General features: G+C 47.8%; 19 protein-coding genes. 14 read left to right on the top strand and 5 right to left on the bottom strand.

Going from position 1 to position 18357, the window contains the following annotated elements; all coding sequences use genetic code 11:
• Positions 1 to 31: 31 nt before the first annotated feature.
• The 5 genes from DWX43_RS08605 to DWX43_RS08585 form a co-directional block, all read right to left on the bottom strand.
• Positions 32 to 985, bottom strand: a complete 954-nt coding sequence (locus DWX43_RS08605; RefSeq protein ID WP_109730921.1) for an oligopeptide/dipeptide ABC transporter ATP-binding protein — start codon at positions 983 to 985, stop codon at positions 32 to 34.
• Positions 973 to 1965 carry an ABC transporter ATP-binding protein gene (locus DWX43_RS08600; protein WP_118620015.1) on the bottom strand — a complete coding sequence of 331 codons (993 nt, stop codon included), beginning with the start codon at positions 1963 to 1965 and terminating at the stop codon, positions 973 to 975. Before DWX43_RS08600 ends, DWX43_RS08605 begins: the two co-directional genes overlap by 13 nt.
• A gap of 11 nt (positions 1966 to 1976) precedes the next feature.
• Positions 1977 to 2864, bottom strand: coding sequence for an ABC transporter permease (locus DWX43_RS08595; protein WP_109730919.1), 888 nt, complete (start codon positions 2862 to 2864; stop codon positions 1977 to 1979).
• Positions 2861 to 3817: an ABC transporter permease gene (locus tag DWX43_RS08590; protein ID WP_109731112.1), complete on the bottom strand. Its 957-nt coding sequence runs from the start codon at positions 3815 to 3817 to the stop codon at positions 2861 to 2863. Before DWX43_RS08590 ends, DWX43_RS08595 begins: the two co-directional genes overlap by 4 nt.
• 164 nt (positions 3818 to 3981) lie before the next feature.
• Positions 3982 to 5619 carry an ABC transporter substrate-binding protein gene (locus DWX43_RS08585; protein WP_118620014.1) on the bottom strand — a complete coding sequence of 546 codons (1638 nt, stop codon included), beginning with the start codon at positions 5617 to 5619 and terminating at the stop codon, positions 3982 to 3984.
• A 179-nt stretch (positions 5620 to 5798) separates the two neighbouring features.
• Here DWX43_RS08585 and DWX43_RS08580 point away from each other — a divergent pair, with 179 nt between their 5' ends.
• From DWX43_RS08580 to DWX43_RS08515, 14 genes are all read left to right on the top strand, one after another.
• Entirely contained in the window at positions 5799 to 6647 is an 849-nt protein-coding gene (locus tag DWX43_RS08580; protein WP_118620013.1) for a LysR family transcriptional regulator, read from the top strand.
• A 112-nt stretch (positions 6648 to 6759) separates the two neighbouring features.
• Complete coding sequence (locus tag DWX43_RS08575) at positions 6760 to 7203, top strand: zinc ribbon domain-containing protein (protein ID WP_002571021.1); 444 nt, start codon at positions 6760 to 6762, stop codon at positions 7201 to 7203.
• A gap of 163 nt (positions 7204 to 7366) precedes the next feature.
• Positions 7367 to 7789 (top strand): sigma-70 family RNA polymerase sigma factor, encoded by a 423-nt coding sequence (locus DWX43_RS08570; RefSeq protein WP_002571020.1) that lies wholly within the window; start codon positions 7367 to 7369, stop codon positions 7787 to 7789.
• The gene (locus DWX43_RS08565) at positions 7782 to 7979 is read left to right on the top strand and encodes a helix-turn-helix domain-containing protein (RefSeq protein WP_002571019.1); all 198 of its coding nucleotides are present in this window, start codon (positions 7782 to 7784) and stop codon (positions 7977 to 7979) included. The genes DWX43_RS08570 and DWX43_RS08565 overlap by 8 nt, the downstream gene beginning before the upstream one ends.
• 458 nt (positions 7980 to 8437) lie before the next feature.
• The gene (erm(52), locus tag DWX43_RS08560; protein ID WP_002571018.1) at positions 8438 to 9367 is read left to right on the top strand and encodes a 23S rRNA (adenine(2058)-N(6))-methyltransferase Erm(52); all 930 of its coding nucleotides are present in this window, start codon (positions 8438 to 8440) and stop codon (positions 9365 to 9367) included.
• A gap of 332 nt (positions 9368 to 9699) precedes the next feature.
• Positions 9700 to 10311 (top strand): Type 1 glutamine amidotransferase-like domain-containing protein, encoded by a 612-nt coding sequence (locus DWX43_RS08555; RefSeq protein ID WP_002571017.1) that lies wholly within the window; start codon positions 9700 to 9702, stop codon positions 10309 to 10311.
• 227 nt (positions 10312 to 10538) lie between these two features.
• Complete coding sequence (locus tag DWX43_RS08550) at positions 10539 to 11015, top strand: hypothetical protein (protein ID WP_040013272.1); 477 nt, start codon at positions 10539 to 10541, stop codon at positions 11013 to 11015.
• A 17-nt stretch (positions 11016 to 11032) separates the two neighbouring features.
• On the top strand, positions 11033 to 11431 hold the full coding sequence (gene mobC / locus DWX43_RS08545; RefSeq protein ID WP_002578912.1) for a plasmid mobilization relaxosome protein MobC: 399 nt from the start codon (positions 11033 to 11035) through the stop codon (positions 11429 to 11431).
• On the top strand, positions 11403 to 13019 hold the full coding sequence (locus DWX43_RS08540; RefSeq protein ID WP_002571015.1) for a relaxase/mobilization nuclease domain-containing protein: 1617 nt from the start codon (positions 11403 to 11405) through the stop codon (positions 13017 to 13019). The genes mobC and DWX43_RS08540 overlap by 29 nt, the downstream gene beginning before the upstream one ends.
• Complete coding sequence (locus DWX43_RS08535; protein WP_002571014.1) at positions 13009 to 13395, top strand: cysteine-rich VLP domain-containing protein; 387 nt, start codon at positions 13009 to 13011, stop codon at positions 13393 to 13395. The genes DWX43_RS08540 and DWX43_RS08535 overlap by 11 nt, the downstream gene beginning before the upstream one ends.
• A 135-nt stretch (positions 13396 to 13530) precedes the next feature.
• A complete protein-coding gene (locus DWX43_RS08530; protein ID WP_009273433.1) occupies positions 13531 to 14262 on the top strand; it encodes a replication initiator protein A in 732 nt (243 codons plus the stop codon).
• Complete coding sequence (locus DWX43_RS08525; RefSeq protein ID WP_002571012.1) at positions 14259 to 15101, top strand: ATP-binding protein; 843 nt, start codon at positions 14259 to 14261, stop codon at positions 15099 to 15101. Before DWX43_RS08530 ends, DWX43_RS08525 begins: the two co-directional genes overlap by 4 nt.
• A gap of 14 nt (positions 15102 to 15115) precedes the next feature.
• Entirely contained in the window at positions 15116 to 15304 is a 189-nt protein-coding gene (locus DWX43_RS08520) for a transposon-encoded TnpW family protein (RefSeq protein ID WP_002571011.1), read from the top strand.
• A gap of 111 nt (positions 15305 to 15415) precedes the next feature.
• Positions 15416 to 17035, top strand: coding sequence for a recombinase family protein (locus tag DWX43_RS08515; protein ID WP_002571010.1), 1620 nt, complete (start codon positions 15416 to 15418; stop codon positions 17033 to 17035).
• Positions 17036 to 18357: the final 1322 nt, after the last annotated feature.

Below are 18357 nucleotides of genomic sequence, written 5' to 3'. Positions count from 1 at the left end.
ACCCTCCTTAAACGTTTCTCTATCTTTCCTGTTACCCGTTAATTTCCTTTGCCCTGCAGCAGGATACAAAATGATTCGGGCTGATTTCTTCTAGCTTCTGCGGCTGATGGCACTTTTCACAGGCATAGCTGCACCTTGCCGCAAACCGGCATCCGGGTTTCGGATCGATCGGAGAGGTAATCTCACCTTTCAGTACAATCCGGTTCATCTTATGCCTGATGTCCACGGAAGGAATCGCAGAAAGCAGGGCCTTAGTATATGGGTGGAACTGTTTTTCAAATAATTCATGTGAGGAACACGTCTCTACCAGCTGTCCCAGATACATCACACAGATATCATCGGATATATGCTTCACAACAGATAAGTCATGGGTAATGAACATGTAGGTCAGGTTATGCTCCTGCTGAAGTTTTTTCAGCAGATTCAGAATCTGGGCCTGTATGGATACATCCAGCGCAGACACTGGTTCGTCACATACGATAAACTCAGGGTCCAGTGCCAGTGCCCGGGCAATCCCGACACGCTGCCTGCGCCCGCCGTCCAGTTCGTGGGGATAGGACAGGCGGAGCCTCGGCGCAATCCCGACCAGTTCCATCAGATCCTGTGTTTTCTCCAGCGCCTGTGTGCGGTTATACTTCCCCGAGATCAGCAGAGATTCCTTGATAGAGTCCTCCACCGTATAGCGCGGATCCAGAGAGGAGTATGGGTCCTGAAAAATAATCTGTGCATGTTCACGGAACTTTTTCATATCATTTTTCCCGAGCTGTGTCACATCCTCATCATTGAAAATAATCTGTCCGCCGGTGCTCTCCTCCAGATGTACGAGCATCCTTCCAAGCGTTGATTTACCGCACCCGGACTCCCCTACGATTCCCATCGTACGTCCCTGTTCAATGCTGAAACTTACATCATCCACCGCATGGACCATACCCCGGCCGGTCTTAAAATATTTCTTTAAATTCTGGATTTCAATTAATCTGGACATATCTGTTTCCTCCCTACGTCTGACAGGCAGCGGCACTTATGCCCCGGCGAGATCTCTTTCAGTTCTACCTGTGAACATTTGCACTGCCCGGTGACTTTAGGACAGCGCGGGCTGAATTTGCATCCTTTTGGAAGATTGGTCGGGTCCGGCGGCATCCCGTCTATGGGGCTTAACCACTCCACATCCTCATTCAGTTTTGGCAGCGCCCCGAAAAGTCCAACTGTATAGGGATGCGCCGGGTTTTCAAAAATATCTTCCAGAGAACCGGATTCTACGATTTCTCCTGCATATATGATAGCAACCTCATCGCACATCTGGGCAACAACACCCAGATCATGGGTAATCAAAATTGTGGTTGTATTATTTTCCCTGTTTAATTTCTGCATCAGCTCCAGCACCTGTGCCTGAATCGTCACATCGAGTGCTGTCGTCGGCTCATCCGCAAGAAGCAGCTGTGGATTACACGCCAGCGCAATCGCAATGACGACACGCTGTTTCATCCCGCCGGAAAACTGGTGTGGATATTCATCATACCGTTCTGCCGGGATTCCTACGGTTTCCAGCATATCTTCCGCTTTTTTGCGTATCTCTTTTTTCGGTATATTATCATGCAGTGCGATTACTTCTGCGATCTGGTCCCCTACCGACATAACCGGGTTCAGGGAAGTCATCGGATCCTGAAAAATCATTGTGATTTTCTCACCACGTACCTTGCACATTTCTTCCTCTGACAGCTTAAGAAGGTTCTTTCCATCCAGCAGGATCTCACCTTTTTTCAATACTGCCGGAGGTTCCTGAAGCACCCGCAGGATGGAGCGTGCGATGGTTGTCTTTCCGGCGCCGGTTTCTCCCACCAGACCGAGCACCCTGCCTTTTTCCAGTTCAAAAGATACCCCGTTTACAGCAGATACCGTCTCTTCTTTTGTCACATATTCCACATTTAAGTCTTTCACCTGTAAAAATGTTTTTTTCTCACTCATATCGTTCTCCCCTACTTCTTAAGCTTTGGATCTAATGCATCGCGCAGACCGTCTCCGAGCAGATTCAGCGCAAGGACAACCAACATGATGCAAATACCCGGAATCAGGCACATATAAGGGAACTTCATCAGGAAATCACGGCTGTCTGCCAGCATGGCTCCCCACTCGGGAGTCGGCGGCTGAACACCAATTCCAATAAAACTCATGCTTGCCGCAAGCATAATTCTCGCCCCCACCCCCATTGTCGACTGGACAAGGATCGGTGCAAACGTATTCGGGAAAACATGTCTTAAAATGATGCGGTAACTACTGCAGTTGCTCGTACGTGCCGCATCCAGATATTCCATTTTCCGCACGTTCAGAATCGAAGACCGCATCAGTCTGGCCGTTCCGGCAATCCCTTCAAACCCAAGTGCAAGGATGGTATTAAATACGCCGGGGCCAAGTACACAGGCGAGTGCGATGTTCAGGATCAGACCGGGGATTGACTGGATGATATCGCAGATACGCATGATCAGATTGTCGGCCCATCCGCCATAATATCCCGAAATCGCCCCGATAATAATACCAAAAACAGCACTGAAAATGACTGAACCGATTCCGATCAGTAGTGAATACCTTGCGCCATACAGGACACGGCTCAAAATGTCACGGCCCATGTGGTCTGTTCCAAACAAGTGGGCCAGACAGGGGGATAAGAAACGGTCTTTAATATTAATCGCGGCGTAATCATATGGCGCAATCAGAGGGGCGAAAATAGCCAGCAGCAGAACTGCTAAAAACAGAATTCCGCCGAACACGGCGCCTTTATTATAAGAGAGCCTTTTTAAGACCTCTAAAAACTGACTTTTCTTTTTTACAGGTTCCTGATTTGTTTTCACATTTATTGCATCCGTCATTTTTTCCTACCCCTTTTCTTACCACCGGTAATCTGCGCTTTTACACGCGGGTCAACATAAGCGATCAGAAGATCCGTAAGCAGCATGATAATGGAGAATGTAATTGCCAGAAGAATTACCCCTCCCTGTACAACCGGATAATCGCGGTTGTTTACTGCGTTGACTATGTAAACACCCACTCCGGGGATTGCAAAAATTGTTTCTGCTATCAGCGTGCCGCCGAGTGAAGTACCAAAACTCATGCTTGCAACTGTGATAACAGGTATGAGGGCGTTTGGCAGGGCATGTTTATAAATAACGGAGCGTTTCTTTACCCCCTTTGCCTTTGCCATTGTGATATAGTCCGAATGGATCACTTCCAGCATTCCTGACCGCATCTGCCTTGCCATTGTCGTAATTCCGGCGAATGCAGTCGACGCAATCGGCAGAATCCAGAATTTCAGCCCGCCCGTCCCGTAAGCCGGGAGCCAGCCCAGTTTGCCGTTGAAAAACAGAATCAGCACTAATGCAAACCAGAATCCCGGCAGGGAGGTACCAATAAGCGCCAGCGTCATGGAACCATAATCTGCGACACTGTTCTGATGTACTGCCGCCGTCACTCCCAGAGGGATGCCGATCACCAGAGACAGGATCATTCCCGATACCGCAAAAATGAGAGTCTTCGGAAAACGCTGTGCAAGCTCTAAAGTAATCGATACATTGCTGATGTAAGAGGTTCCAAAATCAAAACGGATAAATACATCGTATATGTACCTTCCAAGCTGTACGATATACGGATCATTCAATCCCATCTCCTGCCGCAGTGCATTAATCTGCGCATCTGTAGCCGTTGTCCCCAGAATCACCTGTGCCGGATCGCCGGGAGTCAGCTGCATTAAGGTAAAAACTAAAATTACAACACCTAAGATAACAGGTATCATCAATAAAATTCGTTTTAAAATATATTTACCCATAAAATCATTACTCCAGTTTTCTTGTACTGTATCCTTGAGATCCAGTATCATATGTATTCCGCCTCAAAGTATCAGGTCTTGTTTCCTTTTTACAAACGGGATATGGCCCTGTAAGCTCATCCCATATCCCGTTATTCCAGACTTATGGCAGCAGTTAAGACTTATTATTTACTTAAGGCAATTGTATTTGCACGGATAAATCTGTTCCAGTCTACAAAGTAGTCGCTGACAGCTTCTTTGTCATATGCCGCATACTCAGGAAGGTCATAAATCCTGTAATAATATGCATTGTCTGTTATATATTCATAAAAAGCATTAATGTTGTCCTGTGTGTATCCATCTGGCGCGGCAATCTTATCATACAATTCCTGAAGCTTATCATCCTTTGCCCCGGCCCATGTTGCTCCTGACGCATAGTTTTTGCGGTTAAACAATGTATTCCATAAATCAGATGTTACATATCCGCCATTACCCGGTCCTGCGTATGCCAGTTCATACTGTCCGCTTGTACCGTCACGGTAGGAGCCATATGTGGTTCCTTCACATACATTCAGTTCCGCATCGATTCCTACATCCAGCAGGTTTGCCTGTATAATCTGCCACATGGTTGTAATTGTTTTATTATTATTGCAGAGCAGTCTTAAGTGCAGTTTACCTTCATCGTATCCAGCTTCTTTCAGAAGTTCTCTTGCTTTATCCGGGTCATAATCATATGGTTTTGTCTCCCATGAAGAGTCATAACCGATCGTCAGGTCGGCATTCCCACACGTTACGATAGAAGGAGAACCGTAACCGTATCCGCACGCCTCGGCTACTGCCTCGTTGTCAATTGCATACAGGACTGCCTGCCTCAGGGCAAGATTATCATAGAATGGACTGTCTTCTGTCATGCAGAGCATAATACCGCGGTCCTCAGAAGACGGCACCATACACAGTTCCAGATTGTCTTTTGCGGCAACCTCATCCAGGAGGCTGGGGTCGATGTACTGTGCAAACTGGATTCTTCCTTCTTCTACAGCAAGTGCCATCTGTGTAGGTTCTTCCAGAATGTCAAACTGGATTACCTCTGCATTTGCAGCGCTTCCGGGATAAATCAGACTCTCATCCGTCTGCCAGTATGTGCCTGTTTTCCTTGCAACAATTTTAGTCCCGTTTACATAGTCTTTTCCGCCGGCCACTGTATACGGCAGGGTACCGCAGGATGTAGATGCAAATTGGTCCGCGCTGTCATTGTATGCCTTCTCACTTGCAATCGGCACCTTACATACAATATACTCAAAAGCTCCTGCCGCCGTTGTGTTCAGCTTCAGTTCCACATGGTAATCATCCTTTGCTGTAACCGCTTCTACTGTTGTTGCCCAATTCTGCATATATTGTTCAAAACTAAAAACCACATCAGCTGCTGTGATGGCATTGCCTTCTGCATCTTTTATGTAATCATAAATTTCAACATCAAAAGTATTGTCATCTACCTTCTCGTATCCTTTCATCAGGATATTGTCCAGATCCTTTGAACCACTCTGACAGCTCGCGAGTGTCTCGTAGAGCACATATGTAACCATATCCTTTGTAATTCGTCCGCTTGTCCAGGGGTTCAGGGAGTCTAACCCTCCGTAGATTCCTACGACAAGGGCGCCTTCTTCGCCTTCTGCAGCCACAGTTTCCTGACCTGCTGCCCCGTCACCACTGTCTGTACTGCTCTTTGTGTCTGCATCTTTGTTCCCTCCGCAGGCCGCCGTCGAAACAACCATTGCTCCGGCCAATAAAACTGCCAGCATCCTCTTCACTTTTTTCCCAGCCATTTTTGTACCTCCACTTCGTACATTTTCCTTTCTGTTTTCACAGAATTAATTTTTAGTTACTGTTTATAGAAACAGTATCAGTTTTTGAAAATAATAAATTGCATATTAAGCTTTCACTTGCGCAGAAAATTCTTTTGATGTTACAATAAATGAAACACTTTGGCAAAGGATGAATCCATATGAATTTTTTAAACATCAAATATTTTATGGCAATTGCAGAAGAACAAAGCATCAGCGCTGCTGCGCGAAAATTATTTGTCTCCCAGCAGTCCTTAAGTGAACATCTCAAGAAGCTGGAAAGCGAGATCGGAGTGCCTCTTTTCAACCGTGAAACCCCATTGAGTTTAACCGTTGCCGGTGAGTGCTTCTTCGAGGGTGGTAAGGAGCTCCTCAGTGCCTATGACCGGATGCTTGCCAATATTGACAACGTGACAACGAAACGCCGGAGCAAGATTACGATTGGGATCTCGACCTATGATGTCCCCCCGTTCCTGCCCGACCTGCTGATGCGTTTCTCCGAAAAGTACCCACAGTATGATGTCAGTGTTGTTAAACGCCTGCATACGGACATTTCCCACAACATGCGCGGGGTTGACCTGTACATCAGTTATCTGCCTCTGGATGAGGAACTGGAGCATGTGATTTTGATTAACCATGATCCTTACCATGCCATATTCCACAAAAGCCTCGCAGAGAAGGTATACGGTGACCGCTGGCCTTCCATCGAAGAAAAACTAATAGAGACCCGTGATCTCTCCCTTTTAAAGGAGATGCCGTTCCTTGTCCTGAAAGACCGGCAGGGACAGCTTGCGCGTGACCTGAACAGCATCTTCCAACAGTACAATTTCACACCCGAGATAGGATTCCTTTCTGAAAACGGAGACCTCAATGCTGAGATGTGCGTAAAGGGTGCCGGATGCCTCCTGGCCCCGACAGATTTCATGAACCGGCGCTTTTTTGCTTCCCCCTCCCGGCCCGCAGATAATTTGCTTCATTACCCGATCAAATGCTCATGTGCCATAAAGTAACACATAAGAATTGATAGACAGCAGCCCACTATTCCGCAGCAACAGCGAGTTGCTTGTTAAAACCCCATTTTGAAGTTATAATGAGTAAAAACAACCTTTAGGAGGGACGGGCATGGAAATACAAGGTATTCTTAAAAATTTACGCGAGAAAAACAACCTTACGCAAGAACAACTGGCTGAACGTGTGCAAGTTACCCGACAGGCGGTTAGTCGCTGGGAAACAGGCGAAACGCAGCCAAATACAGATACCTTAAAACTGTTATCACGAGTTTTTGATGTGTCAATCAATACGCTTCTGGGTTCTCCACGGCAACTTGTTTGTCAGTGTTGCGGAATGCCATTGAATGAAGATGGTCTGATTAGCCGAGAACCAGACGGAAGCTATAACGAGGACTATTGTAAATGGTGCTATGCTAATGGGAAATTTGCATATCAATCCAAGGAATCTTTATTGGATTATCTGGTTGCGAATATGCCAAATCCCGATAACGCAGATGAAGAAACCAGACGTAATCAGTTTGATTTGTACCTTTCGCAATTAAAGCACTGGAAATAACTATATTGTCATAGCAAAGCCAGCCGAGCCAGTCAACGGTCAAGATGAACGGCGCGTACCGCGCCGCCGTTGACAGCCCCGCCCGCCTTTGCTGGTAGGCAATCAAGGGGCGACAGCAAGGAGTGCTGCCGCCCCGCACTATTATCAGAGAGGGGGAATTTCCATGACCGAAGATGAAGCCTACAAAGTGCATATCCAGTACACCTTTAACGCCTTTTGCAAGGTTGTCATTCGTCACGCCGCCATAGATATAATTTTGAAGCTGCGCCGGAGGTGGGAACGGGAAGTTTCCCTTGACTATCTGATGAATGAGAAGTTTGTCCAGCTTGCCGAGCCGGAGCAGCTTGAAGAATATCTTTTTACCGCCTGCGGCCAGACCGCCGTTCTGTACCATGCGGAACTCGCCGCCGCCCTTGCCCTTTTGCCAGAGCAGACACAGGAAGAAATTTTCCGTTACTATTTCCTGCGCCAGCCGCAGCGGGTGATCGGCGTACATATCGGACGGACACGCAGCACAGCAGGGCGGCATATCCAGCTTGCCTTGAAGCGGCTCCGGCGGCTCATGGAGGGAAAACGCTATGAGTAAACTTCTCCCCTATGAAACAATCGTCAAGGCGCATGAGGGCGACCCGGACGCAATCGACACCGTTCTTTCCCACTACGTCGGATATATCCGATACTGTTCCAAAGTACACGGGAAAGTCAGCGCCGAGGTTGAGGAACATATAAAACAGAAGCTAATCGCCGCGCTGTTCAAATTTCGCTTTGACCGATAAGCAAAGAACGAACACCGACTGTCATTAGCGATTTTCACCAGCAAGTTTACAATTCATCTATTCCCATAAGTAAGCGGTCATAGTATAATAAAGCCATCGACAAATAGTAATTATATTTTTTGAAAGAATTCTATAGAGTAAAAATATTTTGTCTTCTATGTTTTAGAAAATGTGCAACAGTCGTTCCGTGAGACTGGTATGTGCCCAAAAAAAATGGTCTATGCAAGAAAATAGATACAACAATAGTGAGCAAATGATTCAGGTAAAGATCAGATATATAATATTTTAAAGTAATTGTACATTTTTTAAGAAATTACAATGGTCATTCATCGTGTTTGAAAGAATAGGTTATTGGCGCACTTTACTTATATATCGTTTTACAGGGGCTGTTTTTTATGCAACGTTAGGGCTTACTCGTATATAGTTATGAAAATAAATAGAGAATGAGGTGCGATTAGATGAAAAATCTTGGATATTCACAAAATTTTTTGGTTAATAAAAAGTTGGTAGAACGTTTAATAAGCAAGTCAAATATTGATGTAACAGATTATGTTATTGAAATTGGTCCTGGAAAAGGGATAATAACAGATGTACTTTCTCAGCATGCTGGAGAGGTTGTTGCAGTTGAATATGATCAAGAATTATATAATAATTTAGTAAGATATCACAGTCATGATAATGTTACATATATATTTGGTGATTTTTTAAAATATAAGTTGCCTTTAAATCGCAGATATAAAATATTCTCCAATATTCCTTTTCAGATAACAGCGGATATTATTAGGAAATTAACAGACGATGTAAATCCACCATCAGATATAAATATCATAATTCAAAGAGAGGCAGCTAAAAAGAATTGCGGTATTCCATTACAAAAATATGAAGGTTTTCGTGCTGCTATAATAAAGGCACAATATAAGGTAGAAATTACACATAGTTTTAAAAGGAGCGATTTTTTTCCTTCGCCTAATGTTGATACAGTTATGCTTCATATGCAGTTATGGGATGATAGATTGAGTGGTGATGATCTTCAAAATTATAAAGATTTAGTGGCTTTTTTTTACACTAATATTAAAGGAGAGACTGCTAAAGAGAGACTTTCTATTTTATTTTCTAATGAGCAAATCAAAAGATTGGGAAAAGCCAATAGAATTAGTCTTTCAAATTCATATACGTTAATCACGGCCGAGCAGTGGATGAATATTTATTATTACTCCAAAATTGGATTGACAGATGAAAAGAAAAAAAAGTTTCAAGATGCATATAAAAAACTTCAAAAAATGAATAAAAAATTGAAAAAGCAAAACAGAACATCTTTACGAAAGTCTAGTAGCAATAAGAAATGTAGAACAAGGATTGATACTTCTAATGGTACAAAAAATAGATAGTATTGATAATTTCTATAAAAATGTGCATGGTAGTGCGAAAATCTGAGAAGAGAATTTAATGCTGGATTTTGTTGATAGTAGATTTCAATGAGTTAACCATAAAAGTATATTAGAAAGTAAAAACAACAGGGGTAGTAGAATATATTTGTTAGATACAAGAAGGAGAGATTGAATTTAAGGTCATCTAATACTCGCGGAATAGTGATAATAATGGTAAGCTGTATTGAAAAAAAACAAAATAACTAACATTATGGGATTATTTCGGTATGAATTGATGTTTTATCATCTTACATAGAATCAGAAATTTGAAAAATTAAAAGAGGACTAAGTTTATGAGAACCCTGTTCTTAACTTCAAGTGGCTTAAACGAAAAGACTATGGTATTATTTTGGAAATGTATCGGAAAAGAACCGATTAACACAAAAGCGATTTTGGTTCCATCCGCCGCAGTTGGAAATGATGGTGCGCGAGAAGGAATCATTGTATGTATGGAGCGCCTTATGAATATGGGAATACCTATGAATAATATTCTTATATATAATCTTGCGTTTTTACTTTCCGATGGATATAAAAGAACATATTCAAGTTATATTAGTGACATACCTGTACCGTTTCGCTTAATGAGTGTTCAAGAACTCACTCAATATGACATGATTGCTTTTTGTGGAGGAAATGCCCATACGCTTCTTAGCGAAATAAACAGAACAGGATTTTCGAAGCCCCTAAAGCAAGCAATAGAGAATGGATTGGTGTATCTGGGAATTAGCGCAGGTAGTATGATTGCTGCCGGAAATTTTTCCGATGGATTAGGATATTTAGCAAATCCGTTGATACCACACGCTGAAAAAGAGAGCCCTTTTGGAGATATATCGAAGAACGATTTGATTGAATTGGCTGACGGTCAAACTGTATTGATTAAAGGGAATCGACAGGAAATTATTTAATAAATTGAATACTGTTGTTTTTTTATCTTCGGGGCACCCTGACCCGAACTTTCAAAACTGAATATCAGCCGCCCACCAGCGGCCAGCGAAAGCAGTAAGTCTGAAAAAGATTTGCTGCTTTTTTTGTGTCCATTTGGCAAAATCGAAAATCACCCGTAGTAGGTAGGTGAAGCCAGAAAAAACTGCCTGCTCCGTTTGGCAAATTTCTAAGAGCGGTGGTGTGGGGAGTGAAAGGAAAAATTCTCTGCCCCGCCGGTTGCCAAAATCCTGTTGCCCGGATTACTAAGGCAAAAGAAATTTTGAAAAATCCCCGTCCAGCGGGTAGCTGGCGGCCTTTGAAATGTATCTTTAGCGGAAAGGGAAAAAGCCGCAGCCAGCGGGCAGCAAAGCCCCGTTCCGGCGTCATATTGGCGAAAGGAAAAAAGGCCGCCCACAGCGGGCCGCAAGCCCTGTCCTGTCCGTTCTATGTACGGAAAAACCAGACAGGGGCAGTCTGCGGCAGTCTTAGAGCAAGTTTCTACCACGGTGCCAAAATCCGCAATTCTGCGGTTTTGTCCCTCGCGGGAAACTTGTTGGGGAGTGCCTTCCCCAAACCCTGCTATGGCGGCTTGCGCCGCAAAAAGATTTCCGTTCGGCAGGCCGTTTTTTTGCGAGAACTGCCCCGGAAATACCTAACAGACCAGCCTATTTTTTGTGATAAGTGAAAGGAGGTTTACAGCCCATGCCGAAGCGATACAACACGCCCCACCGCAGCCGCGTTGTGAAAACCCGGCTGTCCGAAGATGAATACGCCGACTTCACAGCGCGGCTTGCGCCCTATGGTATCAGCCAGTCCGAATTTCTCCGGCAGGCGATACGGCGCACCGCCATACGCCCAATTATCCATGTGTCGGCGGTCAATGACGAGCTGCTTTCCGCTGTCGGGAAACTCACAGCCGAGTACGGCAGGATCGGCGGCAACCTCAACCAGATTGCCCGGTATCTGAACGAGTACGGCGTACCCTACAATGCGCTGTCCGGCGAGGTACGCGCCGCCATAGCCGACCTTGCCGCCCTCAAGTATGAAATCTTACAGAAAGTAGGTGACGCGGTTGGCAACACTCAAGCATATCAACTCTAAAAACGCCGACTACGGAGCCGCCGAACAATACCTGCTTTTTGAGCATGACGAGTTTACCATGAAGCCCGTCCTTGATGAAACCGGCAGGCTTATCCCCCGCGAGGACTACCGGCTGTCCACGCTGAACTGCGGCGGGGAGGATTTTGCCGTTGCCTGTATGCGGGCAAATCTCCGCTATGAGAAAAACCAACGGCGGGAAGATGTGAAAAGTCACCACTATATCATCAGCTTTGACCCACGGGACGGCCCGGACAACGGCCTGACCGTAGACCGGGCGCAGGAATTGGGCGAGAAGTTTTGCGCCGAGCATTTCCCCGGCCACCAAGCCCTTGTATGCACCCACCCGGACGGGCATAACCACAGCGGCAATATCCATGTGCATATCGTTATCAATTCGCTGCGGATAGAGGAAGTCCCGTTCCTGCCCTACATGGACAGGCCAGCCGACACGAAAGCCGGGTGCAAGCACCGCTGTACCGACGCGGCCTTGCGCTACTTCAAGTCCGAAGTCATGGAGATGTGCCACCGGGAGGGGCTTTACCAAATCGACCTCTTGAACGGCAGCAAGAACCGCGTCACAGACCGGGAGTATTGGGCGCAGAAAAAGGGACAGGCCGCGCTGGACAAGCAGAACGCCCCCATGATTGCAGGCGGTATCACGCCCCGGCAGACCAAGTTTGAAACGAACAAAGAGAAGCTGCGGCAGACCATACGCGCCGCGCTGTCTGCGGCGGCCTCATTCGAGGATTTTTCCTCTCTGCTGCTGCGGGAGGGCGTGACCGTCAAGGAGAGCCGGGGGCGGCTTAGTTACCTCACGCCGGACAGGACAAAGCCCATTTCCGCCCGCAAGCTGGGCGACGATTTTGACCGCGCCGCTGTCCTTGCCGTTTTGGAGCAGAACGCCGCCAGAGCCGCAGAAAAGGCCGCGGCTATATCCAGCACCCCGCCCTCTATCCAAGACCAACTGCGGGCAGACAGAGCCGCCCGAACCGCCCCGAATGTGCAGCGGCTTGTGGACATTGAGCAGAAGAAAGCCGAGGGGAAAGGCCGGGGCTATGAACGCTGGGCGACCATGCACAACCTCAAACAGATGGCCGCGACGCTGAATGTGTATCAGGAATACGGCTTCACTTCCCCGGAGCAGTTAGAAGCCGCCGTTGATACCGCCTATCAGGAAATGCGCCAGACCAGCGGCGAACTGAAAGCACTGGAAACGAAGCTGCAAGGGAAAAAGGAATTGCAGCGACAGGTGCTGGCCTACGCCAAGACCAAACCCGTCCGCGACGGCCTGAAAGCGCAGAAATCCCCCAAAGCCCGCGAAGCATACCGGCAGGCGCATGAGAGCGATTTTATCATAGCCGACGCAGCCGCCCGGTATTTCAAGGCACATGGCATTACCAGGCTGCCCGCCCGGAAAGCGTTGCAGGACGAGATCGAGCAGCTTGTTTCCAAGAAATCCGGCCTGTATAACACCTATCACGCACAGAAACAGCGGTTTAAGGAGTTGCAGACCGTCAAGCGGAACATCGACCAGATTTTGCGCCGGGAGGAACCCCGCCGCAGAAAGGAGCAGAGCCATGAGCGATAACCTGCCCCGCATGGACTACCGCCAGCACCGGCGGGCGCGGCGGCTGGTGCATGAGTGCTGTAACTACGACGAGGGGAACTGCCTGCTGTTGGACGACGGGGAGCCTTGCGTATGCGTCCAGAGCATTTCCTTTTCCCTCATGTGCCGCTGGTTCCGTGTGGCTGTCCTGCCCCTTGACGGGGAGCTGGCCGCAGCCCTCTTGTACCGGGGGAGCCGGAAACGGTGCGCCGTCTGCGGCGCGGCCTTTGTCCCCAAATCCAACCGGGGAAAATACTGCCCCGGCTGCGCCGGACGCATGAAGAAAATCAAAGCCGCCGAGCGAAAGCAGAAACAAAGGCAGAAATGTCACGCTTTAGAGCCTTTCAAACCCGCATAAATCAAGGCTTTTTTCGTGGGTGTCAAAGGGTACGCGATACATTTATCCTTTTCCCCCGGAAACAGCGTTCTAAATGCGTACAAACCGTCAAAATCAACCCGAACACAGGGAGGTGATCCTATCGCTGATTATATCATGGCAGACACGAAGCTGCCCGCCTATCTGCCCTATCCCCGTTTCCTGCTGAAAATGGAGATTTCCCAGACCGCCAAGCTGCTCTATGCGCTGCTGTTAGACCGCTCCACCCTCTCCCAGAAGAACAAGTGGCAGGACGGCGAGGGCAGGATTTATATTATCTATCCCATCGCGGAGATAGCCGAAATACTGGATAAAGGCAGCACCACCATAAAGGGGGCGCTGAATGAACTGGACATGGCGGGGCTGCTGGAACGGGAACGGGGCGGCTTCTCCGCACCGAACCGACTGTATGTGAAAGTGCCGCGTGTGCCACAGGTACAGTTTTCCGACCAACTGATGGCCGGAAAACCGACCCTCATAGAGCCGGAAAACCGACCAACTGATGGTCAGAAAACCGACCTTATGATGGTCGGAAAACCGTCCCCTAACCAAACTACTATAAACAACCTTACAGAGAACCAAACAAAGGGAGTGAGTGGGGAGCCGCCCGCGCCCTATGGCCGATACCAGAATATTTTTCTGTCACAGACCGAATACGACGAGTTGCAGGCAGAGTACCCCGACAGGCTGGAACGGTTCATCGAGGAAATGAGCCGCTACCTTGCCGCCAGCGGGAAAAGCTACCAGAACTATGCCGCCGCCCTTCGGATATGGGCGGGGAACGACAAAAAGGGCGCCCCGAAAAAGGGCATCCCTGACTACTCATGCAAGGAGGGCGAGAGTTTATGAAGAACGAAATCAACGCTGTTTTGGAGAATATGACGACTGCCACCCCGGAGCCGGAGGACTACACCGGCGAGGACGGTTTACTGTACTGCGGCAGGTGCCGCAAGCCGAAAGAAGCCTATTTTGCGCCGGATAAGGCCGCTATCTTTGGCCGCGACCGCCACCCGGCAGAGTGCGACTGCCAGAGAGCCGCCCGCGAGGAACGGGAGGCCGCCGAGAAGCGGCGCAGGCACTTTGACACCGTGGAGGAACTGAAACGCCGGGGCTTTACCGACCCCACCATGCGGGACTGGACTTTTGAGAACGACAACGGCAGGAACCCGCAGGCCGGGATTGCCCGCCGGTATGTGGAACACTGGGAGGATATGCGAGCCGACAATATCGGCTGCCTGTTCTGGGGCGGCGTGGGAACCGGGAAAAGCTACCTTGCGGGCTGTATCGCAAACGCCCTTATGGAGAAAGAAATCCCCGTCCACATGACGAATTTTGCCCTTATCCTCAACGACCTTGCCGCCAGCTTTGAGAACCGCAACGAGTACATTTCCCGCCTTTGCCGCTATCCGCTGCTTATCATTGACGACTTCGGCATGGAGCGCGGCACCGAGTACGGGCTGGAACAGGTTTTCAATGTGATTGACAGCCGTTACCGCAGCGGCAAGCCGCTGATCGTCACGACCAACCTCACGCTGGACGACCTGCGGAACCCGGAGGACACCGCCCATTCCCGGATTTATGACCGCCTGCTTTCCATGTGCGTCCCGGTACGCTTTACCGGCGACAACTTCCGGCAGGAAGCCGCGCAGCGGAAAATGGAGAGCATGAAGAAACTGATTACCGACTGAAAGGAGTATTGCCTATGACAGATAACAAGCAGCACGACACCCGCACCGCCCGCCGCCCCGACTGCGTGACGGAAATCCGCATGGGCAATTCCGTCCTTGTCGTGTCCGGCTATTTCAAGAAAGACACTACCACCACCGCCGCCGACAAAATGGCGCGGGTACTGGAAGCGGAAGCCGCTGCTACACAAAAACCGGCAATTTGACAAACCATAAAGAAGCAGATTTTACACTTTTGCCGCTATACAGCCCCCGCTATTCCGTGGTACAATAAAGCTACGGAATAGTGGGGCTGGCTGTCGGAAACGGAGGATTTTATGTTAAGACAAGCCACCCAAAACCTCATTACCGCCCTTTATCCGAGATTGTCCCATGAGGACGAATTGCAAGGTGAGAGTAATTCCATATCGAACCAAAAAAGGATACTCGAAGCCTTTGCAAAACAGAATGGCTTTACCAACCTGCGCTGGTACACCGACGACGGCTTTTCCGGCGCGAACTTCCAGCGCCCCGGTTTTCAAGCCATGCTTGCAGACATTGAAGCCGGGAAAGTGGGTACGGTCATCGTCAAGGACATGAGCCGGTTAGGGCGAAACTACTTGCAGGTAGGGTTTTACACGGAAATGCTGTTCCCTCAAAAGGGAGTGCGTTTTATCGCTGTCAACGACAATGTGGACAGCGCAAACGGCGGCATGGACAACGATTTTACCCCTCTGCGAAATCTGTTCAACGAATGGCTGGTGAGAGATACGAGCAAGAAAATCAAAGCAGTAAAACGAGCAAAAGGCATGAGCGGCAAGCCCGTTACCAGCAAGCCGGTCTATGGCTATCTCATGGACGAGGACGAGAACTATCTCGTTGACGAGGAAACCGCGCCGGTTGTCCAGCAGATATACCAGCTTTGCCTTGCCGGGAATGGCCCGACCAAGATTGCCCGTATGCTTACGGAGCAGCAAATCCCTACGCCGGGAACGCTGGAATACCGCAGGACGGGCAGCACCCGCCGCTACCACCCCGGCTATGAGTGCAAATGGGCGACGAACACCGTTGTTCATATCCTCGAAAACCGGGAGTACACCGGCTGTCTGGTAAACTTCAAGACGGAGAAGCCCTCTTACAAGGTCAAGCACAGTGTAGAGAACCCCGTAGAGAAGCAGGCCATTTTTGAGAACCACCATGAGCCTATCATAGACCGGGAAACATGGGAGCGCGTGCAGGAGTTACGCAAGCAGCGCAAACGCCCGAACCGCTATGATGAAGTGGGGCTGTTCTCCGGTATGCTGTTCTGCGCCGACTGCGGTCATGTGATGTACCAGCAGCGGTATCAGAACAAGAACCGCAAGCAGGACTGTTACATCTGCGGCAGCTACAAGAAGCGCACCCGCGACTGTACGGCGCACTTTATCCGCACCGACCTGTTGACCGCCGGTGTCCTCTCCAATCTCCGGCAAGTGACCGAATACGCCGCCAAGCACGAGAGCCGCTTTGTGAAGCTGCTTATCCAGCAGAACGAGATCGGCGGCAAGAGAAAGACCGCCGCAGCCACCAAGCAGCTTGAACAGGCGCAGGAGCGCATTGCCGAAGTGAGCCGCATTATCAAGCGGCTGTATGAGGACAATGTGAACGGCAAAATCAGCGACGAGCGTTTCATGGAACTGTCGGCAGACTATGAGCAGGAACAGCGGGAACTGAAAGACCGCGCCGCCGCTTTGCAGGCCGAACTGGACAAGTCGCAGGCCGCCACCGTCAACGCGGAAAAGTTTATGGGTATCGTCCGAAAGCACCTTGCCTTTGAGGAACTTACCCCCACCCTCTTGCGGGAAATGATTGAGAAAATCGTCGTGCATGAGTGTAGCTATGACGAGAACGGCACCCGCAGGCAGGACATTGAGATTTATTACAGCTTTGTCGGCAAGATTGACTTGCCCGAAGCCTAACGCCCGACCTATCCGACACAATGGCCAAGTGCCGGATAGGAACGGCAAAATTTTTTACACTTCTATTACTTCTTTATCACACATAAGCAATATCACAGGGTTTGAACCCAAGCTCGCTATCTGCTATGAAAAAGGAAAACATCTGCACACCGCCGAAATCTGTTTTCTTAAAGAGGCCCGCCTGCTTTTCACTGAATCGAAAGACAAGTAATTTTCTTATATGCATTTTTACTATTTCTTTAATAAAATACTAACCTTTTTAGCACACTTTGTCTAACACAGAAACACTTTGCAAGTTACAGGCAAAAGCCTGTAGGTAATTTTGCACAATTCAAAATTTATATATGACCTGATTTTATCTTTTCTGAAAACAAAGAAGGGGGTGTCGCGAAATTATCAAAATAAATAATTAAGCGATCCCCCGCACTATATGTGAAAAAAATCGGAAGAAATCCTGTTGCTTGTGGATGACTTCCGATTTTTTATTTCTACCTTTGGCAGAGTAAGCCTAATACAGCAAGCAATCCCTGAAAAGAAAACATTCAAAAATCTTCCAACAAGAATAAAGGGATTGAATCAGATAAATTTTGGACTGAGGCCAGGGGAGGTATGCGGAATAAGCATTCGTGATAAATAGCTCTATCTATGAGAATAACTCTTGAAACAGCTGAAGACTTATGCTATATTATAAATATAAATGGAACAACCGCCCACAAGGGGTTGACCAGTTAAAAGAATAGAAACTCCACCCTGCACCGGTCAAAGTATCAGGGTGGTTTTTCTATGTAGTACTACTTACAAAACGTAAAAACGAATGTAAGTAATGCCAGAAGGAAAAGACCAAAGGTCATCAAATCCTTAAAATCAAAATGGTTGTTTTGATTTTTCATAGGCATCACCCCCATTCTTATAGAATGAGGTCAACGCACCCTGCAACACGATTGTTCTCGTGGATATTTTATCATATCATGTCTTTTCCTACAATCACAATTTTCTACACACATACTTCCCTCTGCTTGTATCGCCAAATATCACAGAAATTAAAATTTTTATTAGGCAAAACCATCAGACAAGCTTCAAAGTAACAAAAATAAAGGACCGCGAAAATTCGCAATCCCTTATATTTACTGGCTTTCCAGTCAATCGGAGTGACGTGATTCGAACACGCGACCTCTGCGTCCCGAACAATTTGGTGGCTTTGCACTCTAAGGTAATCGAATTACCTTCATATGCTTAAAACACCCTGAATTTCTGGGATTGCGAGAAATGAATAGCCTTATTGTTCGTAAACTGTATTTCAGTAGTTTTAAAGTTGTTAGAAT

Origin of the sequence: Clostridium sp. AF19-22AC (genome assembly GCF_003479085.1) — a bacterium.
In the GTDB taxonomy this organism is placed as follows: Bacteria; Bacillota; Clostridia; order Lachnospirales; family Lachnospiraceae; genus Faecalicatena_A; species Faecalicatena_A orotica.
This window is presented reverse-complemented; position numbering and strand designations above follow the sequence as displayed.